Genomic DNA, 24,566 nt, shown 5'->3' with positions numbered 1-24,566 from the left:
ACGATGGTCCAGGTGGACCGGGGCGAGCACCTGCGCTCGGGGGAGTGGCTCGATCTGAACCGCGCCCTCTGGGACGAGCGCGTCGCCGCGCACGCCGGCAGCGCGTTCTACGACCTGTCGGCGCTGCGGGGCGGCGCGGGCCGGCTCTTCCCGGTCGAGGAGGAGTCGCTCGCCCGCGTCGCCCCCGGCGGCTGGGAGGGCAAGCGGGTCCTGCACCTGCAGTGCCACTTCGGAGCCGACACCCTCGCGCTCGCCCAGCGCGGCGCAGAGGTCATCGGCGTCGACTTCTCGATGGCGGCGGTCCGCGAGGCGCGTCGTCTCGCGACCGAGCTCGGACTCGCCGGCCGCGCCCGTTTCGTCTGCTCCAACCTCTACGAGCTGCGGCACATGCTGCCGGAGCCCGACTCCTTCGACGTCGTCGTGACGACCTGGGGCACCGTCGTGTGGCTCCCGGACCTCGTCGAGTGGGCGCGGATCGTCGAGTGGTTCCTCGCGCCCGGCGGCTCGTTCGTGTTCGTCGACACGCATCCGGCCGCGGCCGTGCTCACCGGCTCGCCCGAGGGGCCGGAGCCGCGCTTCCAGCAGCCGTACGACGGCGGCGGTGAGCCGCGCGTCGTCGAGGGTGCCGGCGACTACGCAGGCACGGACGTCGCCTTCGAGAACGATCGCGCCCACGAGTGGAGCCACTCGCTCGGGTCGATCGCCTCCGCCCTGCTCGGTGCGGGCCTCTCGATCACCGAGCTGCGCGAGGAGCCGATCGCACCCTGGCGCGTAGCGCCCCAGCTGGTGCAGCGCGAGGACGGCGCCTGGGCCTGGCCCGAGCAGGAGTGGCTGCCGCTCGCGCTCGCGATCACGGCCTCGAAGCGCTCCTGATCGGGCGGCGCCCCGATCTGCTCCGTCCTCGATTTGCGCTCCTCCCGATCCGCGTGTAGTGTTTCTTCTTGTGCCGCGGGGTGGAGCAGTTCGGTAGCTCGCTGGGCTCATAACCCAGAGGTCGTAGGTTCAAATCCTGCCCCCGCAACAAGAAAGCGAAACCCGGTCTCGTCAGAGGCCGGGTTTCGTCGTCAACGGGCGGCTCCCGAGCGTGTGCCGCGCGGCGCTCAGCCCGCGTCGATCACGCTGAGCACGTTGCCCGCCGGGTCGCGGAACCAGGCGATGTCCGGGCCGTGGCCGCGCATCACTCCGGTCGCGTCCGTCGGCAGCTCGTCGTCGTCGTAGATCTTCGTGGTCACTCCCACGGCGTTCAGCCCGGCGACCGCGTCGTCCACCGAGTCGACTGCGAGGTTGAGGATCGTGAAGGTCGCGGGGACGTGGTCCTGCTTCGGGTAGGCGATCGCGTGCCCGCCGCCGGGCAGGTCGATCCCGAGGATCCCCATCGCGTTCACCGACACGTCGAACCCGAGCGCGCCGCCGTAGAAGGCCCGCGCGGCCTCGATGTCGTCGACGCTGAAACCGCTGAACACGCGCTCGCTCGTGACCACGGCGCACTCCTTCCGCCCGCGGGCGGCTCCGTTGCCGCTCCGTCTCCTCGGACGCTACTCTGATCGGCTGCCCGCGTCACCACCGCCGGCGGCTCCGGACGACGAGGAGGAGGAACCCGCATGGCCGTCGCGCTGCCTCGCGCCCTCCGGCCCTTCCGCACCCGCCGCTACCGGTTCCTCGCCGGCGCGCTCGCGCTGTCCCTCGTCGCCAGCGGTGTCTGGATCGTCGCGCTGGTCTGGCAGGTCATCGCCCTGGGCGGCGGGCCGAGCGACGTCTCGCTGGTCGCGGCCGCCAGCGCCTCGGGCCTCGTGCTCGCCGTGCTGCTCGGGGGAGTGGCCGCCGACCGCGTGCCCCAGCGCCGGCTGCTGATCGCGGTGGAGGCCGCCCGGGTCATGGTGGTGCTCGGAGCGGTCGGCCTGGCGGCGGGCGGCGTGCTCACCGTCGCTCACCTGACGGCGATCGCGTTCGTGCTCGGCGTGGGCGAGGCGTTCTTCTTCCCCGCGTACTCCGCGATCCTGCCCCGACTGCTGCCGCCCGATCAGCTGCTCGCCGCGAACGGCGTCGAGGGAGCGCTGCGCCCCATCGCGCAGAGCGCGGCCGGACCGGCGATCGCGGGGGCGGTCATCGCGGTGGCCGCTCCCTCGGCCGCCTTCGCCGTCGCGGCGCTGGGGTACGCGCTCGGACTCGCGGCCCTGCTCCTGATGGGACCCGTGCCCGTCGAGCGCGCGCCGGCCGCCGGAGGATCACCGCTGCGCTCCGCACTCCGCGACCTGCGCGAGGGGTTCGGCTACATGGTGCGGACGCGCTGGCTCCTGGCGACGCTGCTGTTCGCCGTCGTCCTCGTGTTCCTCGTGGTCGGTCCGATCGAGGTGCTCGTGCCCTTCGCGGTGCGCGATCAGACCGGTGCGGGAGCCGGAGGCTACGCCCTCGCCCTCACCGCGTACGGAGCGGGAGGCGTCGTGGGCTCCCTCGTCGTCTCCTCGCGCCCGGTGCCGCGGCGCTACCTGACGACGATGATCCTGCTGTGGGGCCTGGGCACGCTGCCGTTCGCGCTCCTCGGCCTCGTCGACCGGCTCTGGATGATCGCGGCGATCCTGTTCCTCGACGGGGTGACCGGGTCGGCCGCGCAGGTGCTGTGGGGCACGCTGCTGCAGCAGCGGGTGCCGCCGGCTCTGCTGGGCCGGGTCTCGAGCCTGGACTTCTTCGTCTCGCTGGCGCTGATGCCGGTCTCGATGGCCGTCGCGGGCCCGGTGGGCGAGTCGGTCGGCATCGGTCGGACGTTCGCCGTGGTGGGAGTCCTCGCGGCACTCTCCGCGGTCGTCACGCTCCTGCTCGCCCGCCTCGGACCGGACGAGCTGGCGCACCCGCTGCGCACGTCGTGAGGGCGCGCCGGACGGTGCGACGACGGTGCCCCCCGGGGTATCCTCGTCCGGGATGAAAAGGGTGACGGAGTGACGGACGACCAGGTGGACGAGAGCCCGACGACCGGAGACGGGACGGGCGCGATCGACCACCCCACCCGGCGCAGCCGCCGGGAGGCCGAGTCCTCCTCCGCATCGGGAACTCAGCAGCCCCGCTCGGACTCGTCCGAGGGCGACGCCGCCCACCGCGGCGACCGACCGGCGCGCCCCGCCGCCGGCCGCCGCTCCGCCACGACCGGTGCCGTGCCGATCGTGCCCGCGGACGCCGTCCCCGCGACGACGCCTCCCGTCCCCGCGGCTCCGGGTCATCCCGCGACGTCCGTCGCAGCCCCGGTCCTCTCGTCGGTTCCCCCGGTCCTCTCGTCCGTGCCCCCGGTCCGCCGTCGCGGCGCCCGGGCGCTGCGCGGCGCGGTCAGCACCGTCGCCGTCGCCGCCATCGCGGGCATGGTCGCGGTCATGGCGCTCCCCGCCTACTCGTTCGATCCCGCCGACGACTCCCAGGCCGCCGTCGAGGCCGCCGCCCGCATCCGCGCACTCGGCACGCAGAAGCTCACCGTCTCGGCGTCCGCGACGCAGGAGCAGGTGATCCGCGACTCGTTCACGGCCCCCACGCAGCAGCAGCTCGACGAGGCCGCCGCCCAGGCGCGCGCCCTCGCCGAGGCGGCCGAGCGCGCCGCCCGCGAGGCGCAGCAGGCCCAGGAGGCAGAGGAGGCCGCTGCGAGCGGCACGAGCACGGCCCTTCCGGGCTCCAGCACCTCGGTCACCCCCCGCGAGGAGGGCGACGACTACCCGTGGCGCGATCAGCTCACGGACGACCAGGGCGGCGGACTCTCGCCGTTGCGCTACTACTACCGCGAGTGCGTCGACTTCGTCGCGTGGCGGCTCAACCGCGACCAGGGGTCCACGGGCGCTCCGTGGAAGTGGACCTGGGGCAACATGACCCCGGGCGGAGGCAGCGCCTACGCCTGGGCGGGCCAGTGGGCGTCGCACGGCTGGGTGACCAGCAGCACCCCGGTGCCCGGCAGCGTCGCCTGGTTCACGGGCAACCACGTCGCGTACGTGCAGTCGGTCAACTCCGACGGCACGGTCTCGCTCGAGGAGTACAACTGGGGCAACGACCACTCGTACCACACGCGCACGGTGCCGGCCTCGAGCGTCCCGCTCTTCCTCTACCCGCCGAGTTGAGCGTGAGCACCGGCCCCGCCGCGGGCGGCATCGGATTCGCCGTCGCGCAGTTCGCTCCGGTCGCCGACCGCGACGCGAACCTCGCCACCATCCGCCGTCTAGTCACGACGGCCGTGCAGCGCGGGGCGCGCGTCGTCGTGCTGCCCGAGTACAGCTCCTCCTTCTCGGACCCGCTCGGACCCGAGCTGCTCGCCGCGGGGGAGCCGCTCGACGGGCCGTTCGTGCTCGGGCTGGGCGCCCTGGCCCGGGAGCTCGACGTCTTCGTGGTCGCCGGCATGGTCGAGTCCGTCGCCGACGACCGCCGTGTCGCCAACACGCTCGTCGCCGTCGACCCCGAGGGACGGCTCGTCGCGCACTACCGCAAGCTCCACCTCTACGACGCCTTCGGGTCGACGGAGTCGGACTGGATCGCCGCCGGCGAGATCGGCGCTCCCGAGACCTTCGCGGTGGGCGACCTCGTCGTCGGGCTGCAGACCTGCTACGACCTCCGCTTCCCGGAGGTGACGCGGTGGCTCGTCGACGCCGGGGCGGATGTGGTCGCCGCGCCCGCCGAGTGGGTCAGGGGCCCGCTCAAGGAGGCGCACTGGCGCACGCTCGTCACCGCGCGCGCCCTCGAGAACACGATCTACCTCGTCGCGGCCGATCAGACCCCGCCGATCGGTGTCGGCAACAGCATGGTCGTCGACCCGATGGGCGTCGAGATCGCGACCCTCGGCGAGGCGGAGGACGTCGCGGTCGCCTGGCTCTCGCGCGAGCGGATCGACGCCGCCCGGGCGAAGAACCCGGCGCTCGCACTGCGCCGCTTCACCGTCCGTCCGCTCTGACCCCGCCCGCGCCGGCGCGAGCCGGACGGGTGCCGCGCCCGCCCGATGCCGCGCCCGTCGGCCGCCCCTCAGGCGCGCATGCCCGCGAGCCGGGAGGCCGCCTCCTCGAGCACCTCGAACCGCTTGCAGAAGGCGAAGCGCACGAGCGAGCGGTAGGGCGCCGCGTCCTCGGGCCTGCAGAACGCCGAGACCGGCACCGCGACGACGCCGGCGAGCTCCGGCAGCGACCGGCAGAACTGCACGCCGTCCGAGTACCCGAGAGGCGCGGCGTCGGCCACGACGAAGTACCCGCCCCGCGAGGGGGCGACCTCGAACCCGGCGGCGGCGAGCCCGGCCGACAGGATGTCGCGCTTGCGCTCGAGCGTCGACGCGATCCCCGTGAAGAACACGTCGTCCAAGCCCAGACCGCGGGCGACGGCGCCCTGGAACGGGGAGCCGCTGACGTAGGTGAGGAACTGCTTCACCGCGAGGACCGCGGTGATCAGCTCGCGCGGTCCCGTGATCCAGCCGATCTTCCAGCCCGTGGTGCTGAAGGTCTTGCCGGCGGAGGAGATCGTCAGCGTCCGCTCCCAGGCTCCTGGCAGCGTCGCGATCGGGACGTGCCGCCCGTCGAAGCGCAGGTGCTCGTAGACCTCGTCGGTGACGATCACCGCGTCGTGGCGCTCGGCCAGGCGGACGATCAGCTCGAGCGTCCCGTGCGGCAGGACCGCGCCGGTGGGGTTGTGCGGATCGTTGACGAGGATGATGCGCGTGCGGTCCGAGACCGCCGACGCGAGCTCGGCGGGATCGACCGAGAAGTCCGGACCGCGCAGCAGCACGGTCCGGTGCACGCCGCCGGCGAGCGCGATCAGCGCCCCGTAGGCGTCGTAGTGCGGAGTGAAGGTCACGACCTCGTCGCCCGGTTCGAGCAGGGCCAGGAGGGTCGCCGCCAGCGCCTCCGTCGCTCCGGTCGTCACGAGGACCTCGCCGTCGGGATCGGGCTCGAGCCCGTGGAACCGCTTCTGGTGCGCCGCGATCGCACCGCGGAGCACCGGGAAGCCCGGGCCCGGCGGGTACTGGTTCAGACCGCTCGCGATCGCCTCGCGCGCCGTCTCGAGCACCTCGCGGGGGCCGTCCTCGTCGGGGAAGCCCTGCCCGAGGTTGATCGCCCCCGTGCGCTGCGCGAGCGCGCTCATCTCGCTGAAGACGGTGGCGGCGACCTCGCCGCGGGGCCCGAGTAGTCCGGCGCCCGCGGCCGCGCGGGTCCAGGATCCGTGGATGCTCACGCCACCAGTCTGCACCGTGGCGCCATCGCCGTCTTCGAGTCCCGCTTCCAGCCCGGTCATAAGGAACCCCCAGGTTCGCTGGTCAAGCTATCCCCGCTTGGAAGGAGCACTACCCATGACCGAGAGTCACGAGGGTCCCCGTCAGCCCGAGGATCCCACCACGCCGACGGGCCCTCAGGCGTCCCCGGCCCCCGAGCAGGGCCGCGGGTCCGAGCACCCCACCGTCCCGCTGCCCGAGTCCTCGCCGCAGCGCGCTTCCTCGCCGCAGCCCCCGTACACGTCGAACTCCTCCGAGGAGAACCGGCCGCAGCCCGTGGCCCCCGGTCCCCGGTACGGCCAGTACGCGCCGCCCGCCGCGAACACGGTGCACAGCTCGGAGAACCCGCCGTCCTCGAGCGCCTTCGGCCCCGCGGGGGAGCAGCCCCCCGCCGCCCCCAAGCGCCGCGCCGGGGTCAGCGTCGTCGCCGCCCTCGCGATCGGCGCGGTCGTCGGCGGGGTCGCCGGAGCCGGCGTGTTCGGACTCTGGTCGGCCTCCAACGGCTCCGCGACGCGCGTGGTGTCGTCCGGCGGCTCGCAGACCATCACCGTCAACAACGCCGAGGACGCGACGACCGCGACGGCGGTGGCGGCGAAGGCCACTCCGAGCGTCGTCACGATCGCGGTGAGCGGCGGCTCGTCCGCCGGCACCGGCTCGGGCATCGTGCTGTCGGAGGACGGCTACGTCCTCACCAACACCCACGTCGTGACGCTCGACGGAGGCGTCGCGGACGCCGCCGTCACGGTCACCACGAGCGACGGCCGGATCTACGACGCCACCGTCGTCGGCACCGACCCCACGCTCGACCTGGCGGTGATCAAGCTGACCGACGCGACCGATCTCTCGCCGATCACCTTCGCCGACTCCTCCGAGATCAACGTCGGCGACACCGCCGTGGCCATCGGAGCGCCGCTGGGCCTCTCCGGAACCGTCACGGACGGCATCGTCAGCGCGCTCAACCGCAGCATCCAGGTCGCCTCCTCGGCGGCGCCCGACGACTCGGGCGACAGCTCCAGCGGCAGCACCGACAGCCCGTTCAACTTCGACATCCCCGGTCAGGCCCCGCAGACCCAGGCCACGAGCACGATCTCCCTCCCCGTCATCCAGACGGACGCGGCGATCAACCCCGGCAACTCGGGCGGTGCCCTGCTCGACAGCGACGGCGAGCTGATCGGCGTGAACGTGGCGATCGCCAGCGCGGGCTCCTCGAGCTCGGGTGATCAGAGCGGGAACATCGGAGTCGGCTTCGCCGTGCCGAGCGCGGTCGCGGAGCGCATCGCGAAGGAGATCATCGCGAACGGGTCGGCCACCCACGGCCTGCTCGGAGCGAGCGTCACCGACTCCACCGAGGACGTCCTCGGCGCCGCGATCCGCGAGGTGACCTCGGGCGGTGCCGCGCAGGCGGCCGGTCTGAAGGCGGGCGACATCGTCACCGCGATCGACGGCACCCCCATCACGAACGCCTCCGACCTGACCGCGCAGGTGCGCGCTCGGGCCGCGAACGCCGACGTGCAGATCACCTACGTCCGCAGCGGTCAGAGCTACGAGCTCGACGCGACGCTGGGGACGATGGCGACCAGCTGACGCTCCTCCCGCACTCCCCGAGCAGCCCCCCGAGGATCCGTCCTCGGGGGCTGCTAGTGTGGTGCGGACTTCCGCCCGGATCCTCGTGGACGACCGGCTCCTCCCGCACGAACTGGACACATGCAGCCCGAGAACCCGACGGACAAGGCGTCGACGGACGACCTCTCGGAGCTCCCCGGCGTCTCGTACGTGATGCCCGTCCTGAACGAGGTCACCCACGTGCGCGCCGCCGTCGACTCGCTGCTCGCGCAGGACTACCCGGGGCCGTTCGACGTGGTCCTCGCGGTCGCGCCGAGCATCGACGGGACCGAGGCGCTCGTCGAGCAGCTGAGCGCCGCCGACCCGCGGATCCGCGTGGTCGCGAACAGCGTCGGCTCCACTCCCGCGGGCCTGAACGCGGCGATCCGCGCGTCGACGCATCCCGTCGTCGTCCGGGTCGACGCCCACTCCGTTCTGCCGCGCGACTACGCGCGCATCGCGGTCGAGACCCTGCAGCGCTCGGGCGCCGACAACGTCGGAGGCGTGATGGCGGCCGAGGGGCTCACCCCGTTCCAGCGCGCCGTCGCGCGGGCCTACGGCTCCCGCATCGGCCTCGGCGGCACCCCGCACCACGTCGGCGGGCAGGAGGGACCGGCCGAGACGGTGTACCTCGGCGTCTTCCGGCGCGCGGCACTCGAGCGCGCGGGGCTCTTCGACGAGCGGTTCAAGCGCGGCCAGGACTGGGAGCTGAACCGGCGCCTGCGGGAGCTGGGCGGCACCGTCTGGTTCACGCCGCGCCTCACCGTGACCTACCGACCCCGCCCGTCGATGCGGGCGCTGCTGCGCCAGTTCCTCTCGACGGGGATGTGGCGCGGGGAGCTGACCCGGCTGTTCCCCGCCTCGCGGTCGCTGCGCTACTTCGCACCGCCCGTGCTCGTCGCCCTGCTCGCCCTGGGACTGCTGGCGGGGGCCGCCGGAGTCGTCCAGGCGCTGGTCGGCGCCGCGCCCTGGCTCCTGCTCGGCCTGGTCGTGCCGCTCGGCTACCTCGTGCTGGTCGCCGCCGCCACGGTCGCCGTCGCCCGGGTCGACGGTCCCCCCGCGATGCTGTGGTTCGCCGTCGTGATCCCGTCGATCCACGTGGCGTGGGGCACCGGATTCGTGCTCGGGTTCGCAGGTCTGACCAGCAACATCTCGGCCGCGCGCAACCAGCCGCGCACCGGCGGGGTCCCGACGGCCGGCGACGACGGCACCGACACTGCGAGGGGCGCATGACCGCGACCACGAGACCCCGATCCATCGCCGAGCTGAAGGCGGTCGCGCAGCCCCCCGAGGTGCGCGGGCGCCGCAACGCCGAGCACTGGACGGCGTCGCTCTACCTGCGGCGCTTCTCGCCGTACCTGACCTGGGTGCTGCTGCGCACCTCGATCTCGGCGAACGGCGTCACCGGGCTCATGATCCTGGTGGGCTGGAGCGCGGCCGCCGCGCTGCTGATCCCGGGCGTCGCGGGCGCGGCGCTCGCGCTCCTGCTCGGGCAGCTGCAGATGCTCGTCGACTGCTGCGACGGCGAGGTCGCCCGCTGGCGCCGCACGTCGTCCCCTGCGGGGTCTTCCTCGACAAGGTCGGCCACTACACGACGGAGTCGCTCATCCCGATCGCGCTCGGGCTCCGCGCCGCCGGGTTCCCGTTCGAGACGCCGGGCGACTTCCTCTGGACGACGATCGGCCTCGCCCTGGCGCTCGTGATCGTCCTCAACAAGGCGCTCAACGACATGGTGCACGTCGCCCGCGCGAACGCGGGACTGACCAAGCTCGCCGACACGAAGGGGGAGGCGGTGCCGTCCTCCTCCGGACTCGCGAGACTCCGCCGGGCGGCCCGGTTCGTGCCCTTCCACCGCCTCTACCACTCGGTCGAGCTGACCATGCTGGCGTTCGCCGCCTCCCTCGTCGGCCTCGTGGTCGGAGCGGGCACCGCCGACCGCGTGCTGGTCGCGGCGCTCCTGCCGCTGGCCGTGCTCGCCCTCGTCGGCCACTTCGTCGCGATCATGGCGTCCAAGCGTGTCCGCTCCTGATCGGACGGCGCCGCTGCCCACAGTCGGCGTCGTCGTCCTGACGCAGGGAACGCGCCCCGACGACCTGGCCGCCGGGCTCGCGAGCGTGCTCGCGCAGCAGGGCGTCGAGCTCGACGTGGTCTGCGTCGGCAACGGCTGGGAGCCCGCGGGCATGCCGGAGGGCGTCCGCCCGCTCGCACTGCCCGAGAACCTCGGGATCCCCGCGGGACGCAACGCCGGTGTTCCCGCGACTCGGGGCGAGCACCTCTTCTTCCTCGACGACGACGCGCGCGTTCCGTCGCCCACCTTCCTCCGGGACGCGATCGCCCTGCTCGACTCGCCCCGGCGCATCGGACTCGTGCAGCCGCGGGTCGACAGCACCGACGGCACCCCCGCGCCGCGCCGCTGGATCCCGCGGATCCTCAAGGGCGACCCCCGCCGCTCCGGCCCCGTCTTCTCGGTCTGGGAGGGCGCGGTCGTGCTGCGCCGCGACGTGTTCGAGCAGGCGGGCGGCTGGGCGGATCCGTTCTTCTACGCCCACGAGGGCATCGAGCTGGCCTGGCGGGTCTGGGACACGGGGCGCACCACATGGTACGCGGGCGAGCTCGTCGCGCAGCACCCGGTGATCCAGCAGACCCGGCACGCCGACTACTACCGGCTGAACGCGCGCAACCGCGTCTGGCTCGCGCGGCGCAATCTGCCGGCTCCGCTCGCGCTCGCCTACGTGGGCTCCTGGACCGCGATCCAGTGCCTGCGCTGGGCGCGCGACCTCCCGGCGCTCCGGGCCTGGTTCGCGGGATGGCGCGAGGGCTGGCTCGCGGACCCGGGCCCGCGCCGCGCGATGTCCTGGCGGACCGTGCTCCGCATGGGTTTCGCCGGGCGTCCGCCCATCGTCTAGCATCGGGGCAGCCGCTCCCGCCGGGGCGGCTGCCCCCGGAAGGACGACGGTGTTCGATTCGACGCAGCTGCTCGCCACGGTGCGCACGCACCTCGATGAGGGGGCCGTCGTCGGGGACGACGACGAGTTCCAGGCCCGCCTGGACGAGCACCTGCCCCGATTGGTGGAACTCCTCGCCGGGGTCTACGGCCACCGCGAGGACCTCGCCGAGCAGATCCTCGGCGTCGTCGCGCTCGCAGCGTCGTCGTGGGCGCAGCGACCCGAGGAGCTGCGGGCGCTCGACCGGTCGCGGGAGCAGCACCCGGACTGGTTCCTCTCGAACAGGGCCCTCGGCGGCGTCTGCTACGTCGACCGCTACGCCGGCGACCTCGAGGGGCTGCGCGCCGAGATCCCGTACTTCCGCGAGATCGGGCTCGACTACCTGCACCTGATGCCGATCTTCGACGCCCCGGAGGAGGAGTCCGACGGCGGCTACGCCGTCTCGAGCTACCGCCGCGTCCGGCCCGACCTGGGCGACATGGACCAGCTGCGCCTGCTCGCCGCCGAGCTCCGCGCCCAGGGGATCGCGCTCGTCGTCGACTTCGTCTTCAACCACACCTCGAACGAGCACGAGTGGGCGCGCCGCGCGCTCGCCGGTGAGGAGCGGTTCGAGGACTACTACTGGATCTTCCCCGACCGCGAGCAGCCCGACGCCTTCGAGCGGACGACCCGCGAGATCTTCCCCGAGGACCACCCGGGCTCCTTCGTGCCGCTCGAGGACGGCCGCTGGGTCTGGGCGACCTTCCACCGCTACCAGTGGGACCTCAACTACTCCAATCCCGAGGTCTTCCGCGCGATGGCCGGCGAGATGCTCTTCCTCGCCAACCAGGGGATCGACGCCCTGCGGATGGACGCGGTCGCGTTCATCTGGAAGGAGCTCGGCACGACCTCGGAGTCGCGGCCCGAGGCGCACCTGCTGCTGCGCGCCTTCAACGAGGTCTGCCGTCTCGCCGCTCCGTCGCTGCTGTTCAAGTCGGAGGCGATCGTGCACCCGGACGAGGTCGTCGAGTACATCGACGTCCAGGAGTGCCAGCTCTCGTACAACCCGCTGCAGATGGCACTGACGTGGGAGGCGCTCGCGACCCGCGACGTCCGTCTGCTTTCCCAGGCGCTCGAGCGCCGCCACGCCCTGCCCGACGGCACCGCCTGGGTGAACTACGTCCGCGGTCACGACGACATCGGCTGGACCTTCGCCGACGAGGACGCGGCCGAGCTCGGGATCGACGCCGCGGGCCACCGCCGCTTCCTCAACGACTTCTACACCGATCGCTTCGAGGGCACGTTCGCCCGCGGCGTCCCGTTCCAGGAGAACCCGCGCACCGGGGACCGCCGCGTGTCGGGCACCACCGCGTCCCTCGCCGGCATCGAGGCGGGCGACCCCTACGGGATCGAGCGGGTCCTGCTCGCGCACTCGATCGCGCTCAGCACAGGAGGGCTCCCGCTGCTCTACCTCGGCGACGAGGTCGGCCAGCTGAACGACTACTCCTACCGCGACGACCCCGCCACCGCGGGGGACTCCCGATGGGTCAACCGGCCCCGCCGCCCGGCGGAGCGCTACGCCGAGCGCGAGACGCCGGGCACCGTCGCCGGCGAGGTCTTCGGCGGCCTGCTGCACCTGATCGCCATCCGCAAGTCGGTCCCGCTGTTCGCGGGCACCGCGCTCACCGTCTTCGACGCGCAGAACAACCACGTGCTCGGCTACCAGCGGCCGGGCGACGGCGAGGCGCTGCTGGTGCTGGCGAACGTCTCGGACGAGGTGCAGGAGATCGCCCCGGAGCGGTTCGGCGGCGTGGATCCGTGGGCCCTGGATCTCGTGACCGAGGTCACCGTGGACCTCCGCGAGGGCTTCCGTCTCGCACCGCTGCAGTTCGTCTGGCTCCGGGTGACCCCCCTCTCCTGACGCCCCTCGCGGCGCCCCTGGACGGAGGGGCGGCTTGTAGCCTGGAGCGATGACGTCCCGCGATCTCCTCCTCCGACTCGTCAGGGACGCGCGGCTGGCGCGGAAGGTCGGAGCCGACCTCCTCGCCGCCCGCCGCGCCCGGCACACCGTCGCCCGGCTCCTCGCCGCGCGAGCCCCGCTGCCCGAGGGGCGCTTCGAGATCGGCGTGTACTTCGCCGACGGCGACATCAACCTCTACCAGGTGCGCCAGTGGTACCGCCCTCTGGTCGAGCTCGCGACGACGCGGCCCGTGGTGCTGCTGACGCGCAACGCGAGCGCCGCAGCGGTCCTGCTCCGCGAGAGCCCCGTCCCGGTGGCCTACGTCCGCTCGGTCGTGGACCTCGAGGAGACGATCGCGCGGCAGCCGCTGCGCATCGTGCTGTACGTCAACCAGAACTCCCGCAACTTCCAGATGATGCGCTACGGGCGCCGCTGGCACGTCTTCGTCAACCACGGCGAGAGCGACAAGATGTACATGACGACGAACCAGTTCAAGGCCTACGACTACAGCTTCATCGCCGGCGACGCCGCCCTCGCCCGGCTGCACCGCGTGCTCTGGGACTTCGACTTCGAGAAGCGGGCGATCCCGATCGGACGCCCCCAGGCCGACCACCTTGCCGGTCGCACGCCCTTCACGCCGGATGAGCGCCGCGTGGTGCTCTACGCGCCCACCTGGGAGGGCGATCGGGCGGCCGCCGGCTACGGCTCCGTCGCGAGCCACGGAGTGGCGCTCGTGCGCGCCCTGCTCGCCGACCCCCGCTACCGCCTCGTCTACCGCCCCCACCCCCGCAGCGGGGCGGTCGACCCCGCGTACGGAGCGGCGAACCGCGAGATCATCGCCCTCATCGCCGCGGCGAACGCCGCCGACGGCACCGCCGCCCACGTCCACGACACCGCGGCCGAGCTCGGCTGGCAGCTCACCGCCGACGTCGCGGTCCTCGACGTCTCGGCCATGGTCTACGACCGGCTCGCGACAGGCCTGCCCCTGATGGTGACGCGTCCCGTGAGCCCGGAGGCGGACGTGGACGAGTCCGGCTACCTCGGGGACGCCGAGTGGCTCCTCGCCGCCGACGCGTCCTCGATCACCACGCGCCTCGCAGGCGTCGAGCACGACGCGGCGGCCGTCGAGCGGCTGCAGCGCTGGGTGGCCCACTATTTCGGCGACACCCGCCCCGGAGCCGCGACCGCGCGGTTCCACGCCGCGATCGAGCACCTGCTCGAGGAGTGGGACCGCCACGCGGCGCTCCACCGCGACGATCCGGTCGTCGACGACCACGATCCGGAGGGCTGAGCGGGGGCCGGCGAGGTCCGCGTCAAGTCCCTCCGGGCGCGGAGGAGCGCCTCCTGGGCGCCGCTACGCTCGTCCCATGAGGACCAGACGCATGTTCGCCCGCGCCCGACGGCGCGCGGCCGCGCCGACACCGCCGCCGGTCGACTCCGACATCGTCGTGACGGCCGACCAGGAGCGCCCGGTCTTCACCATCCGCTCGTTCCGCATCGGGCTGTTCGGCGGGCTCGGCGTGCTCGTGGCCCTCGTGCTCGGCGGCCTGGTCGTCGAGCTGAGCACGGTGCTCACCTACGTCTTCGTGGCGCTGTTCTTCGCACTGGGCCTGGATCCCCTGGTGTCCTGGCTCGAGCGCAAGCGGATCCCGCGCGCCCTGGCGATCACGATCGTGTTCGCGGTCGTGGTGCTCGGCTTCGCCGGCTTGCTGCTCTACATCATCCCGATCCTGGTCGAGCAGCTCACCCTGTTCGTCACCGCCGCTCCGCGCATCGTCACCGACATCGCCTCGCAGCAGTGGGTGCTCGACCTCGAGGATCAGCTGCGCGGCGTGATCGAGGTCGATCAGCTGATCACGACGGTGCAGGGCTTCATCGGGAATCCGCAGAACCTGCTTTCGCTCGGCGGCGGGCTCCTGGCCGTCGGCACGGGCATCGCGAGCGGGGTGACCGGCGCGATCATCGTGCTGATCCTGACCCTGTACTTCCTCGCGTCGCTGCGCTCGATGAAGTCCGTCGCGTACCGCTTCGCCCCCGCCTCGCACCGCGCGAAGGCGCGCGAGGTCGGCGAGGAGATCACCGGAGCCGTCGGCCGCTACGTCGTCGGCCAGGTCACGCTGGCCGGCGTGAACGGCGTGCTGACCTTCATCCTCCTGGTCTCGATCGGGGGACCGGTGCCGGCGCTGCTGGCGTGCGTCGCGTTCCTCGGGTCCCTGATCCCACTCGTCGGCACCATCTCGGGCGCCGCGATCATCTCGCTCGCCTGCCTGCTCGCGTCCCCGCTGACCGCCCTCGTCGCGGCGATCTACTACCTCGTCTACATGCAGGTCGAGGCGTACCTGCTGAGCCCGCGCATCATGGCGCGCGCGGTCTCGGTGCCGGGTGCGGTCGTCGTGATCGCGGCGGTCGCGGGCGGCACGATCGCGGGAGTGCTCGGCGCACTCGTCGCGATCCCGGTCGCGGCGTCGATCATCATCGTCGTGCAGAAGGTCGTCTTCCCCCGCCAGGACGCGAAGTAGAGCGGTCGGTCCTCAGCGGTACGGCGGTGCCGCGGCGTCGAGGGCCGCGATGAAGCTCCGGACGGACGCGGGCGTCCCGGCCGTGGTGCCGGCGGCCGGTCGGAGCGCCAGGGTGCGGGTCGCCAGCGGCACCACTCCGGCCCAGACGCCGTCCTCGTGCTCGGCGTCGTCGGAGGACCCCGCCGCGCGGATCTTCACGCTCGCCTCGACCAGGGGCATCCGCAGCACGAGGGTCGCCGCGATCTCGCGAGCCGTCGTCGGCCGCACCTCCGCCGCGCGGCCGGGGAGGAGCCGGTCCACGAGCACGTCGAGCGCCCTGTTCTTCTCGTCCCCCTCCAGCGCCTCGGCCTCACCGAGGATCATCGCGGAGCGGTAGTTCATCGAGCTGTCGAAGGTCGAGCGCGCTACGACCAGTCCGTCGACCAGGGTCACGGACACCGTCAGCTGCGCGCCGCGCGCCGCCGCGCGCAGCAGCCCGCCGCCGCTGGACCCGTGCAGCAGGAGGGAGTCGCCGTCGCGGGCGAAGAGGATCGGCAGCACGATCGCCGCGCCGTCGCGCACCACGGCCACGTGGGCGATCAGCGCCTCGTCGAGCAGCGCATACAGCTCCGTGCGGTCGGTGCTCTGCCGCTCGCGGAGGCGGGTGACACGGGTGCGGTCGGTGACGGGGAGGGTGCTCATGCTCCGATCCTGGGCCGACCGCTGGATCTGTCAGAATGCCAGCGGGGCACGATCCGAGTGGTCCAGATCGGGGGAGTCCATGGCGTCCGGAGATCTCGAGATCCCGCTGCTGCTCGCTCCGTCCCCGCGCGGATCGGTCCGAGCGCACCTCGCGGAGGCGCTGCGCGCCGCGGTGCTCGACGGCCGCTACCGGGCGGGCGACCCCATCCCGTCGAGCCGCGTGCTCGCCGAGCGCCTCGGCGTCTCGCGCGGCTCGGTCGTGGCGGCCGTCGATCAACTCGTGGGCGAGGGCTATCTCGTGGCCGAGCCGCGGGCGTCCGTCACCGTGGCGGCCGACGGCGTCGTCGTGCCGCCGCGATCGCTGCGTCCCGCCGCCGACCCGCTCCCTCCGGAGCGCGCCGCGCAGGTCCTCGACCTCCGGCCGGGCCGACCCGACACCCGGGGGCTCGACACCCCGGAGTGGCGGGCGGCCTGGCGTCCCGCGCTCGCCGCGCCGCCCTCCGCGCTCCCCGCCGCCACCGGCGACCCGGGTCTGCGCGAGCAGATCGCCCTGCAGCTGCGGCGCTCCCGCGGAGTCGACATCGCCGCCGCCGACGTGGTCGTCACGAGCGGCACGGCCGACGCCGTCGCGCTGCTCGCCCGCGCCGCGGCCACCGCCCTCGGCCGACCGGTGCGCGTCGGGGTCGAGGATCCGGGCTACCCCGCCGTCCGCAGGCGCCTGCACGCGGAAGGGCACGAGATCGTCGGCATCCCCCTCGACTCCGACGGCATCGACCTGGTCGCGCTCGCGTCCGCCCGGCCCGACGTGGTGGTCGTCACTCCGTCGCACCAGTACCCGACCGGCGGGCGTCTGGCGCTCGCGGCGCGGCTCGAGCTCGTCCGCCTCGCAGCGACCGAAGGGCTCCTCGTCATCGAGGACGACTACGACAGCGAGTTCCGCTACGTCGGCGCGCCCCTGCCCGCCCTCGCGTCGCTGGATGCGAGCGGGGGAGTGGCGCACGTGGGCTCGTTCTCGAAGACCGTGTCGCCGTGGCTCCGCGTCGCCTTCCTCGCCCTGCCCGCCGTCTCGTGGCTGCGTCCGGCGCTCGCGGGCCTGGACTCGGAGCGCGACGCCTCGGTCTCGGGTCCGACGCAGGAGGCGCTCGCCGCCTTCATGGCGACGGGGGCGTTCCGCCGCCACCTCGCCCGCTCGAGGCGGCGCTACGCGCACCGCCGGGAGCTCGTGCGCGCCTTCTCCGCGCGGATCGACTGGGGCGAGGCGAGGGCCTGGACGGCGGCCTGCACGTGGTGCTCACCCTGCCGGTCCCGCTCGAGGCGGCCGACGTCGCCGCCGCGCTGGCCGCCGAGGGGCTCGAGGTGGCGACGCTCGACGCGTACGCGGTGTCGGGACGCGCGGGCGAGCCGGCGCTGGTGCTGGGCTACGGGCACCTGAGCGACCTCGAGCTCTCCTCCTCGCTCGAGACGATCGACCGCACCGTGCGGCGCCTCGCGCACGGCGCCGGTCGGCGTGGTATCCCTGAGGGATGACCTCCGACGCGCTCCACATCACCGACGACCCGGACGCCGATGCGCTCCTGACGCGCGACCCGCTCGCGCTGCTGATCGGCATGCTCCTGGATCAGCAGGTCGCGATGGAGACGGCGTTCGCCGGCCCCCTGAAGATCGAGCAGCGCCTCGAGGCGATCGGCTCGTCGTTCGACGCGGAGTCGATCGCGGCAATCGAGGAGGACGCGTTCTCGGAGCTCTGCCGCACTCCTCCCGCCGTGCACCGCTACCCCGCGAACATGGCCGGCCGCGTGCAGACCCTGTGCCGCGCGATCGTCGACGACTGGGGCGGCGACGCCTCCGCGATCTGGACCCGCGACGAGCCGGACGGCAGGACCGTGCTCGCGCGCCTGAAGGCGCTCCCCGGCTTCGGCGACCAGAAGGCGCGGATCTTCCTCGCCCTGCTGGGCAAGCAGCGCGGCTTCGAGGGAGCGGGTTGGCGCGAGGCCGCCGGCGCCTACGGCGAGGACGGCTCGTTCCGCTCCGTCGCCGACATCGTCTCCCCGGAGTCGCTGACGAAGGTCCGCGCGACGAAGCAGGCCGCGAAGGCCGCCGCGAAGACGGCGAAGGCGAGCGGCTAGAGCCGGTCCTCGATCGCCGCGATCAGCGCCGGGCGGTCCTCGCGCAGGATCGACGCGCCCGCGCCGGGCACGCTGCGCACCTCGACGCCGCGGTCGGCGAGCAGACCCGCGAGCGACGGGTGCCCGATCGGATCCTCCGGCAGCACGGCGAGGGTCGGCACGACGAACGCGTCCGGCGCGTCCGTCGCACCGCGCGCGGTGAGTCCGCCCGCCGACGCCGGGTCCCACATCCGGTGCGCCGAGACGTCGAGCTCGATCTGCTCGTCGGTCCAGATCGGATGGCGCCGCCGCAGGTCGTCGGCGTCACCCTTCTCGACCCGGCTCAGCGAGCGGGAGCCGCGCAGAGCGCCGACGAGCCCTCGGGAGTCCGAGAACGCGGGGTCCAGGATGATCAGCCGCTCCGGCCGGTACTCGTCCGCGAGGCGGGCCGCGACGACCGCTCCCAGTCCGTGGCCGAGGATCAGGTCGGGCGTCTGCAGGACCGAGGCGCGCACGTCCGCGGCCCAGCGCTCGGGCGAGTAGGCGAGGGACTTCGGCGAGCCGCCGTGACCGGCGAGATCCGGGGCGATCACCCGGTAGCCGTGCTCCTGCAGCGTCGGCACGAGGGCGTACCAGGTGCGGGAGTCGGAGGCGAGGCCGTGCAGGAGCAGGGCGACGCGCTCGCCCGCTCCGCCGTAGTCGCGCACGTGCAGCTCGAGGGGCTCCGGGGCCCCCGCGGTCAGGGCGCGCTTGCGCTCCGAGCGGGTCGGCTCGATCACGAGGGCGTTGCCGAACACCTGCGGTGCCGGACCGAAGGCGTCGCGGGCGTTCTGCACGACCTTGCGGCCGAGCATCGCGTTGCCGACGCCGCCGAGTGCCGCGCCGACGCCGAAGGGCATCGCGCGTCCCACCAGTCCGGCGCCCTGCTGGGCCAGGAAGTGCCGCGTGAAGGAGCGCTTCGCGCGATCGGCGAGCTCGCCGACGAGGAACGAGGGGAGGCCCTTGGTGACGACGGACCCCCAGTACTGGTTGAGTCCGGCGCCGCCGGTGACCTGCCCGGCGACCTGGCGCACGAGCTCGCTGCCGGAGGAGCCCATCATCAGCGTGAGCACGAGCGCGCGGGCGCGCTCCGGGTCCTCGAGGCGGATGCCGTGCACCTCGGTCACCGACTGCGCGAAGAGGGCGCTCGCCTCGAGGAACCCGACGGCGCCGGCGCCCGAGAGGGCGACGGACGCCGCGGTGCCGAGCCCGGGGACGACGGCGGTCGCTCCGATGGCCGCTCCGCCGGCGGCGACGCTCGAGAGGTACTGCCGCTCGAGCGAGGTGATGAGCTGCTCGGGGGACGCGTTCGGCCGACGTCGGCGCAGAGCGCGGATGTTGGCCAGCACGGCCGGCCGCTGCACGGCGAGCACCCGATCGAGGATCCTCGCGAGCTGGGCCGTGTCGACGGGCCCGGGGTCCGACTGCTCGATGTCCCGGCCCTGCGCCTTCGAGCCGCGGTCCTTCGGCGCCATGTGGTGCACTCCTGCGTCGTCCGGATGCCGCCCGCGCGGCACCGCCGTCAGTCGGCGGGCGTCGGCGGTTTCGGCGCGTAGTCCTCAGCGTAACGCGCGAGCACCTGATCGATCGGTGCATCCAGCACGAGCGAGCCCTTGTCCAGGTAGAGCCCCCTGGTGCAGAAGCGGCGCAGATCGCGCTCGTTGTGCGAGACGAAGAACAGCGTCCGACCGGCGGCCAGGAGCTCCTCGATGCGCGCGTAGCACTTCTCGCGGAACGCCTTGTCGCCGACGGCCAGCACCTCGTCGACGAGGATGATCGGCTCCTCCAGCCGCGATACGACGGAGAAGGCGATGCGCACCTTCATGCCGCTCGAGAGGTGCTTGTACGGGGTGTCGAGGAAGTCGCCGATTTCGGCGAAGGCGATGATCGCGTCGAAGCGCTCGTCGACCTCGCGCTTGGACATGCCGTGCAGGCCCGCGGTCAGGTAGACGTTCTCGCGGACGCTGAGGTCGGCGACGAATCCGCCGGTGATCTCGATCAGGGGGGCGACCCCGCCGCGGACCTCGACCGTGCCCTCGTCCGGCAGCACCACTCCGGCGACGAGCTTCAGGAGGGTCGACTTGCCCTGGCCGTTGCGGCCGACGACTCCGATGGCCTCGCCCCGGCGCACCTCGACGTCCAGCCCGCGCAGAGCCCAGAATTCTCCGGGACGCGAGCGGCGCGAGCGCCCGGCGAAGAGGTCCTTGAAGGAGCGGCGCCCGCGGCGGTTGCGGCGGAACCTGATGCCCAGACCGCGGCACGCGATGACGATCGGCTGCTCGGCGGGGGCGGAGGGGGACGCGCTCATCACAGCTCCTTCAGCACGGAGCGCTCGGAGCGCCGGAAGACGATCAGGCCCACGACCAGCAGGAGCACCGAGATCAGCGCCGAGGTGAGGATCAGCGGCAGGTCGAGCTCGCTCGCGAAGAAGGTGGAGCGGTAGAGCGCGAAGATGCCGCTCAGCGGGTTGAGCGCCGCCCACGGCTGCACCGCCTCCGGCAGGTTCGCGGTCGAGTAGATGATCGGCGACGCGTAGAAGAGGAAGCGCAGCACGAGCTTGATCACCCGCTCCAGATCGCGGAAGAAGACCACCAGCGGCGCGACGAGCAGTCCGACGCCGAGCGTCAGCACGCCCTGCAGCACGATCGCGACCGGGAAGAGCAGGACGGCGGGTGTGACCTCGGCGCCCGCGAGCACCGCGAACAGCACGAGGACCGGGATGCTGGCGACGAACTCGATGCCCTTGGACAGCACGATCCGCCCGACCCAGATGGTGCGGGGGATCGACGTCGAGCGCACGAGCTTCGCCTCCTTGAGGAAGGCGCGCGTGGCGTCGGAGGTCGCCTGGTTGAACCACATCCAGGGCAGCAGGCCCGCGAGGAGGAAGACGATGTACGGGTCCTCGCCGACGGAGCGGTCGAAGACCACCGTGAAGACGAAGTAGTAGATCCCGGACATCACGAGCGGGTCGAGGATCGACCAGAAGTAGCCGAGCGCGCTGGTGGCGTAGCGGACCGTCAGGTCGCGCCGCGTCAGCAGCCAGAGGGAGTGGCGGTACCGCCAGGCCTTCGAGCGGCGGTGGCGCTCGGCGACGGCCGCATCGCGGGAGAGGTCGTCCCCGGGCACGACGTCGATCCGGCTCACTGCGCGCGACTCCTCACCCGGCTCCGATCGAGCCGGACGAGGGTCGGGCGTCAGACGAAGAGGTTCGCGCGCTCGAGGTCCTCGGCGAAGTCCACCTCGACGGCGTAGAGGTCGGAGATGTCCATCGGCTCGACGAGCAGTCGGTCCTGCTCGATCGCCAACTCTATGCCACGCTCGAAGTAGTCCTGGGCGTCGACCCGGGCCAGCTGGCGGATGAGCGCCGGCTTGTCGGCGGCGGATACGTAGTTGATGCCCACCGCCTCGCCGAGTCCGCCGCGGACGGTTTTGGACAGCTCCCGGATGTAGCCCTCGGCGCTCGTCGTGTACTTGACCTCCTCGTCGGACACCTTGGCGGTGTTGACGGTGACGAAGGAGGCGTCCTTCGCGATGAGGGCCGCGGCGCGGTCGAGGATGCGGGGGTCGAAGACGACGTCGCCGTTCATCCAGAGGACCCCGCCCTGGCCCGAGGCCTGGAGGGCGCGGAGCAGGCTCTTGGAGGTGTTGGTCTGGTCGTACTGCTCGTTGTAGACGAACGACGCCGACGGGAACGCCTCGATGATGTGCTCGAGCTTGTAGCCGACCACGATGCTCACGGGCACGGAGGTGCCGAACGCGTGGTGGATGTTGTCGAACTGCTGCTGCATGATCGTGCGCCCGTCGCTGAGGGGCGTCAGGGGCTTCGGGAGCGAGCGGCCGAGTCGGCTGCCCATGCCGGCGGCGAGGATCACGACGGTGGCGGGCGTGCTGCTCGAGCCGCCCCGGGTCGTTCCGTTGTTCGTCATCGTCTGCTCGTCTCCTCGAATTAACCGCTGCGTATCGATCTGATTGCTCCTCGGGTCGAGAGATAGTGTACAGTCCCCGCTCTCGAGGGCCAGGGTGGTTGACCTCGGCCGTGTCGCGGGGTCCGGCGCGGGGCCCAGGGGGCGGGGCGGGCGGGTTGGTACCGTTGCCGGATGACGTCGACGAACGCCGAGGGGTCCGAGCGCACCCCGCTCCCCGCCGATCCGGAGGACGCCGTCGATCCCGCGGTCCCGGCCGGGCCCGCTGCGACCGGGGAGACTCCCGACGCGGCGGCCGACCCGCACCCCGTCGTCTACGAGCTGCACGCCGTCACCCGCACGTTCGGACGCACCGTCGCCGTCGACCGGCTCGACCTGGCGGTCCGCGCGGGCACCTTCTACGGCATCATCGGCCCCAACGGAGCGGGCAAGACCACGACACTCTCGATGATGACCGGCCTGCTCCGCCCGGACACCGGTCGCGTCCTCGTCCACGGCGTCGACGTCTGGAAGGACCCGGCCGCCGCCAAGAGGCTCATCGGCGTCCTGCCGGACCGCCTGCGCCTGTTCGACCGCCTGACCGGCGCGCAGTTCCTCTTCTACGCCGCGGCGCTGCGCGGGATCGACAGGGCGACCGCGAAGAAGCGGGCCCAGGAGCTCGCCGAGGCGCTCGGGCTCACCGACGCGCTCGAGCGCTTGATCTCGGACTACTCCGCCGGCATGGCGAAGAAGGTGGCGCTCGCCGGCGCGATGATCCACGCTCCGCGCGTCCTCGTGCTCGACGAGCCCTTCGAGTCGGTCGACCCCGTCTCCTCCGCGGCCGTGATCACCGTGCTCCGCCGCTTCGTCGCGGGGGGCGGCACGGTCGTGCTCTCGAGCCACGGCCTGGACTTCATCGAGCGCGTCTGCGACGACGTGGCCGTCATCGTGGGCGGCAGGGTCCTCGCCTCGGGAGCGGTCGAGGACGTCGCCGGCACCGCCACCCTCGAGGAGCGCTTCCTCGAGTTGGCGGGCGGCAAGCAGATCGCCGAGGGGCTGCAGTGGCTGCACGACTTCTCCGGCTGAGGCTCGACGTCCTCCTCGGGTCCTTCCGCTCCGGTCCCGCCCGCTCCGCGGGGGTCGTCCTCGGGGTCCTGGTCGCCGTCGCCGCGACGGCCGGGCTGCTCGCCGCGCTCGGCGCGCTGCGCGGCGCCCCCGGGCTCGCGGCCGACGCGACCGTGGGGGAGGCGCCCTGGTGACCGCCGGCTTCCTGGTGCTGCCCTTCCTCCTGGGGCCGCTGGATCCGATGGACCCGCGCGCCTTCCGGCTCTTCGGGATCCCCAGTGCGCGCCTCGCGGCGATGCTCGCTCTCGCGGGGCTGCTCTCGGTGCCGGTCCTCGCGCTTCTCGTGCTCGCCCTCGCGCTCGTCCCGCTCTTCGCCGACGCCGGCGTGCTCGCCGTCCTCGGACCGCTGCTCGGCGTCGCCACCGCGCTCCTGTGCGCGAGGATCGGCCTCGCCGCCTCCTCCGCCCTCGTCCCGTCGCGCACCGCCCGGGAGCTCCTCGCGATCCTCGGACTCGTGCTCCTGCTCACCGTGCCCGCGGTGATGATCGCCGTAACCGGCCTCGACTGGGGCGGAGCAGGCGCGCGCGCGCTCGGCTCCGTCGCCGCGACCCTCGGCGTCACGCCGTTCGGCGCGGCCTGGGCGATCGCTCCGGCGGCCGTGGCCGGCGATCCCGTCGGGCCGCTGCTGGTGGCGCTCGTGACGCTGGCCGCCCTCGCGGTCCTCTGGTGGCTGCTCGTGCGCCTGCTCGTCGACCGGCCCGAGCGCACGCACCGTCCGCCGCGCGGGCTCCGGCTCGGCTGGTTCGACGTGCTCGGCGGATCCCCGACCGGCGCGGTGGCCGCCCGCAGCATCACCTACTGGATCCGCGATCCGCGGTACCAGGCGTCGCTCGTGGCCGTCCCGCTGCTCCCCGTCGTCGTCCTCGTCCTGCTGGCTCTGGTCGAGGTGCCGTTCCCGCTCCTGTCGCTGCTGCCGGTGCCGCTCGTGGTGCTGTTCCTGGGCTGGTTCCTGCACAACGACACGGCCTACGACGGGTCCGCGTTCTGGCTCCACGTCGCCGCCGGAGTGAGCGGTCGGGCCGACCGCCTCGGCCGGGCGTTCCCGACGCTCCTGCTCGGACTGCCGATCGTGCTCCTGGGCTCGCTCGCCTCGAGCGCCACCTCGGGTCTCGATGGGGCCCTACCCGTCCTGCTCGCCGCTAACACCTGCCTCCTGCTGGTGCCCGCCGGGGTCGCCAGTGCGGTCTCGGCGCGGCTGGCGTACCCGGCTCCCCGGCCCGGCGACAGCCCGTTCGTGCAGCCGCAGGCGCCCGGTTCCAGTGGAGCCGGCCCGCAGGCGCTGGCCTTCGGGCTCGGGCTGCTGCTGGCGGCTCCCACCGTCGTGCTCGCGATCCGGGCGCTGTTCGTCGAGCCGGAGGCGGCGCAGGCCGCGATCCTGACGGGCTTCGGCAGCGCGGTGGTCGTCTTCGCGCTCGGGGTGCTGCTCGGAGGGTGGCTCTTCGATCGCCGTGCGGCCGAGCTCGTCTCGTTCACGAGCCGCTACTGACCTGCTCCG

Annotated in this window: 22 protein-coding genes, 1 tRNA gene and 1 pseudogene; 17 read left to right on the top strand and 7 right to left on the bottom strand. The window is 73.1% G+C overall.

The genetic code is table 11. From position 1 onward, the window contains the following. The first annotated feature begins 3 nt into the window (after window positions 1–3). The gene (locus AC0CID_RS06850; RefSeq protein ID WP_465226224.1) at window positions 4–873 is read left to right on the top strand and encodes a class I SAM-dependent methyltransferase; all 870 of its coding nucleotides are present in this window, start codon (window positions 4–6) and stop codon (window positions 871–873) included. 74 nt (window positions 874–947) lie between these two features. Beyond that, window positions 948–1,021 (top strand) — tRNA-Met (locus AC0CID_RS06845). A 79-nt stretch (window positions 1,022–1,100) separates the two neighbouring features. Here the strand turns inward: AC0CID_RS06845 and AC0CID_RS06840 are convergent. After that, window positions 1,101–1,481 (bottom strand): VOC family protein, encoded by a 381-nt coding sequence (locus tag AC0CID_RS06840; protein ID WP_465226223.1) that lies wholly within the window; start codon window positions 1,479–1,481, stop codon window positions 1,101–1,103. Window positions 1,482–1,601: 120 nt separating this feature from the next. Between AC0CID_RS06840 and AC0CID_RS06835 the strand changes: the two genes are divergently transcribed. The 3 genes from AC0CID_RS06835 (at window position 1,602) to AC0CID_RS06825 (ending at window position 4,912) form a co-directional block, all read left to right on the top strand. Beyond that, on the top strand, window positions 1,602–2,864 hold the full coding sequence (locus AC0CID_RS06835) for an MFS transporter (RefSeq protein ID WP_465226222.1): 1,263 nt from the start codon (window positions 1,602–1,604) through the stop codon (window positions 2,862–2,864). Between the two features lie 69 nt (window positions 2,865–2,933). Continuing rightward, complete coding sequence (locus tag AC0CID_RS06830; RefSeq protein WP_465226221.1) at window positions 2,934–4,088, top strand: CHAP domain-containing protein; 1,155 nt, start codon at window positions 2,934–2,936, stop codon at window positions 4,086–4,088. 2 nt (window positions 4,089–4,090) lie between these two features. Continuing rightward, a complete protein-coding gene (locus tag AC0CID_RS06825; protein ID WP_465226220.1) occupies window positions 4,091–4,912 on the top strand; it encodes a carbon-nitrogen hydrolase family protein in 822 nt (273 codons plus the stop codon). 68 nt (window positions 4,913–4,980) lie between these two features. Here AC0CID_RS06825 and AC0CID_RS06820 read toward each other — a convergent pair whose 3' ends face one another. After that, window positions 4,981–6,177, bottom strand: a complete 1,197-nt coding sequence (locus AC0CID_RS06820; RefSeq protein ID WP_465226219.1) for an aminotransferase class I/II-fold pyridoxal phosphate-dependent enzyme — start codon at window positions 6,175–6,177, stop codon at window positions 4,981–4,983. Between the two features lie 115 nt (window positions 6,178–6,292). Here AC0CID_RS06820 and AC0CID_RS06815 point away from each other — a divergent pair, with 115 nt between their 5' ends. The 7 genes and pseudogenes from AC0CID_RS06815 (at window position 6,293) to AC0CID_RS06785 (ending at window position 15,219) form a co-directional block, all read left to right on the top strand. Further along, window positions 6,293–7,798: a S1C family serine protease gene (locus tag AC0CID_RS06815; protein WP_465226218.1), complete on the top strand. Its 1,506-nt coding sequence runs from the start codon at window positions 6,293–6,295 to the stop codon at window positions 7,796–7,798. Between the two features lie 120 nt (window positions 7,799–7,918). After that, entirely contained in the window at window positions 7,919–9,049 is a 1,131-nt protein-coding gene (locus AC0CID_RS06810; protein WP_465226217.1) for a glycosyltransferase family 2 protein, read from the top strand. After that, window positions 9,046–9,845: pseudogene (locus tag AC0CID_RS06805) on the top strand (CDP-alcohol phosphatidyltransferase family protein). The gene AC0CID_RS06810 and the pseudogene AC0CID_RS06805 overlap by 4 nt, the downstream one beginning before the upstream one ends. Then, entirely contained in the window at window positions 9,832–10,722 is an 891-nt protein-coding gene (locus AC0CID_RS06800; protein WP_465226216.1) for a glycosyltransferase family 2 protein, read from the top strand. Before AC0CID_RS06805 ends, AC0CID_RS06800 begins: the two are co-directional and overlap by 14 nt. 79 nt (window positions 10,723–10,801) lie before the next feature. Further along, window positions 10,802–12,661, top strand: a complete 1,860-nt coding sequence (locus AC0CID_RS06795; RefSeq protein WP_465228061.1) for an alpha-amylase family protein — start codon at window positions 10,802–10,804, stop codon at window positions 12,659–12,661. Between the two features lie 49 nt (window positions 12,662–12,710). Then, window positions 12,711–13,991, top strand: a complete 1,281-nt coding sequence (locus AC0CID_RS06790; RefSeq protein WP_465226215.1) for a hypothetical protein — start codon at window positions 12,711–12,713, stop codon at window positions 13,989–13,991. A 76-nt stretch (window positions 13,992–14,067) separates the two neighbouring features. Then, window positions 14,068–15,219 carry an AI-2E family transporter gene (locus AC0CID_RS06785; RefSeq protein WP_465226214.1) on the top strand — a complete coding sequence of 384 codons (1,152 nt, stop codon included), beginning with the start codon at window positions 14,068–14,070 and terminating at the stop codon, window positions 15,217–15,219. Window positions 15,220–15,231: 12 nt separating this feature from the next. Here AC0CID_RS06785 and AC0CID_RS06780 read toward each other — a convergent pair whose 3' ends face one another. Further along, window positions 15,232–15,900, bottom strand: a complete 669-nt coding sequence (locus tag AC0CID_RS06780; RefSeq protein WP_465226213.1) for a pyridoxamine 5'-phosphate oxidase family protein — start codon at window positions 15,898–15,900, stop codon at window positions 15,232–15,234. Between the two features lie 79 nt (window positions 15,901–15,979). On the opposite strand from AC0CID_RS06780, the gene pdxR reads away from it, so the two are divergent. Together pdxR and AC0CID_RS06770 are read left to right on the top strand one after the other, a co-directional pair. Then, window positions 15,980–17,332 (top strand): MocR-like pyridoxine biosynthesis transcription factor PdxR, encoded by a 1,353-nt coding sequence (gene pdxR, locus AC0CID_RS06775; RefSeq protein WP_465226212.1) that lies wholly within the window; start codon window positions 15,980–15,982, stop codon window positions 17,330–17,332. Window positions 17,333–17,423: 91 nt separating this feature from the next. Continuing rightward, on the top strand, window positions 17,424–18,026 hold the full coding sequence (locus AC0CID_RS06770) for an HhH-GPD-type base excision DNA repair protein (RefSeq protein WP_465226211.1): 603 nt from the start codon (window positions 17,424–17,426) through the stop codon (window positions 18,024–18,026). Here AC0CID_RS06770 and AC0CID_RS06765 read toward each other — a convergent pair. Genes AC0CID_RS06765 through AC0CID_RS06750 form a run of 4 tightly spaced genes read right to left on the bottom strand, consistent with a single transcriptional unit; the run spans window position 18,023 to window position 21,970 of the window. Continuing rightward, on the bottom strand, window positions 18,023–19,519 hold the full coding sequence (locus AC0CID_RS06765) for an alpha/beta fold hydrolase (protein WP_465226210.1): 1,497 nt from the start codon (window positions 19,517–19,519) through the stop codon (window positions 18,023–18,025). The genes AC0CID_RS06770 and AC0CID_RS06765 overlap by 4 nt on opposite strands. A gap of 47 nt (window positions 19,520–19,566) precedes the next feature. Continuing rightward, window positions 19,567–20,352: an ABC transporter ATP-binding protein gene (locus AC0CID_RS06760; protein ID WP_465226209.1), complete on the bottom strand. Its 786-nt coding sequence runs from the start codon at window positions 20,350–20,352 to the stop codon at window positions 19,567–19,569. Beyond that, window positions 20,352–21,179, bottom strand: a complete 828-nt coding sequence (locus tag AC0CID_RS06755) for an ABC transporter permease (protein WP_251947997.1) — start codon at window positions 21,177–21,179, stop codon at window positions 20,352–20,354. The genes AC0CID_RS06760 and AC0CID_RS06755 overlap by 1 nt, the downstream gene beginning before the upstream one ends. A 59-nt stretch (window positions 21,180–21,238) precedes the next feature. Next, window positions 21,239–21,970 (bottom strand): phosphocholine cytidylyltransferase family protein, encoded by a 732-nt coding sequence (locus AC0CID_RS06750; RefSeq protein ID WP_465226208.1) that lies wholly within the window; start codon window positions 21,968–21,970, stop codon window positions 21,239–21,241. Window positions 21,971–22,141: 171 nt separating this feature from the next. Between AC0CID_RS06750 and AC0CID_RS06745 the strand changes: the two genes are divergently transcribed. The 3 genes from AC0CID_RS06745 to AC0CID_RS06735 are packed head-to-tail and all read left to right on the top strand — an operon-like array spanning window position 22,142 to window position 24,557. Then, window positions 22,142–23,032, top strand: coding sequence for an ABC transporter ATP-binding protein (locus AC0CID_RS06745; protein ID WP_465226207.1), 891 nt, complete (start codon window positions 22,142–22,144; stop codon window positions 23,030–23,032). Then, complete coding sequence (locus tag AC0CID_RS06740) at window positions 23,008–23,205, top strand: hypothetical protein (protein WP_465226206.1); 198 nt, start codon at window positions 23,008–23,010, stop codon at window positions 23,203–23,205. Before AC0CID_RS06745 ends, AC0CID_RS06740 begins: the two co-directional genes overlap by 25 nt. Next, entirely contained in the window at window positions 23,202–24,557 is a 1,356-nt protein-coding gene (locus tag AC0CID_RS06735) for a hypothetical protein (RefSeq protein ID WP_465226205.1), read from the top strand. The genes AC0CID_RS06740 and AC0CID_RS06735 overlap by 4 nt, the downstream gene beginning before the upstream one ends. Window positions 24,558–24,566: the final 9 nt, after the last annotated feature.

The organism is Rathayibacter sp. AC451, from assembly GCF_979253095.1.
This window is presented reverse-complemented; position numbering and strand designations above follow the sequence as displayed.

What these genes read in the sequence shown, in the direction of transcription:
- AC0CID_RS06815 (WP_465226218.1), top strand. Translation starts at nt 6,293, where the DNA reads ATGACCGAGAGTCACGAGGGTCCCCGTCAGCCCGAGGATCCCACCACG.
- AC0CID_RS06810 (WP_465226217.1), top strand. Translation starts at nt 7,919, where the DNA reads ATGCAGCCCGAGAACCCGACGGACAAGGCGTCGACGGACGACCTCTCG.
- pdxR (WP_465226212.1), top strand. Translation starts at nt 15,980, where the DNA reads ATGGCGTCCGGAGATCTCGAGATCCCGCTGCTGCTCGCTCCGTCCCCG.
- AC0CID_RS06770 (WP_465226211.1), top strand. Translation starts at nt 17,424, where the DNA reads ATGACCTCCGACGCGCTCCACATCACCGACGACCCGGACGCCGATGCG.
- AC0CID_RS06785 (WP_465226214.1), top strand. Translation starts at nt 14,068, where the DNA reads ATGAGGACCAGACGCATGTTCGCCCGCGCCCGACGGCGCGCGGCCGCG.
- AC0CID_RS06835 (WP_465226222.1), top strand. Translation starts at nt 1,602, where the DNA reads ATGGCCGTCGCGCTGCCTCGCGCCCTCCGGCCCTTCCGCACCCGCCGC.
- AC0CID_RS06780 (WP_465226213.1), bottom strand. Translation starts at nt 15,900, where the DNA reads ATGAGCACCCTCCCCGTCACCGACCGCACCCGTGTCACCCGCCTCCGC.
- AC0CID_RS06850 (WP_465226224.1), top strand. Translation starts at nt 4, where the DNA reads ATGGTCCAGGTGGACCGGGGCGAGCACCTGCGCTCGGGGGAGTGGCTC.
- AC0CID_RS06745 (WP_465226207.1), top strand. Translation starts at nt 22,142, where the DNA reads ATGACGTCGACGAACGCCGAGGGGTCCGAGCGCACCCCGCTCCCCGCC.
- AC0CID_RS06760 (WP_465226209.1), bottom strand. Translation starts at nt 20,352, where the DNA reads ATGAGCGCGTCCCCCTCCGCCCCCGCCGAGCAGCCGATCGTCATCGCG.
- AC0CID_RS06765 (WP_465226210.1), bottom strand. Translation starts at nt 19,519, where the DNA reads ATGGCGCCGAAGGACCGCGGCTCGAAGGCGCAGGGCCGGGACATCGAG.
- AC0CID_RS06750 (WP_465226208.1), bottom strand. Translation starts at nt 21,970, where the DNA reads ATGACGAACAACGGAACGACCCGGGGCGGCTCGAGCAGCACGCCCGCC.
- AC0CID_RS06790 (WP_465226215.1), top strand. Translation starts at nt 12,711, where the DNA reads ATGACGTCCCGCGATCTCCTCCTCCGACTCGTCAGGGACGCGCGGCTG.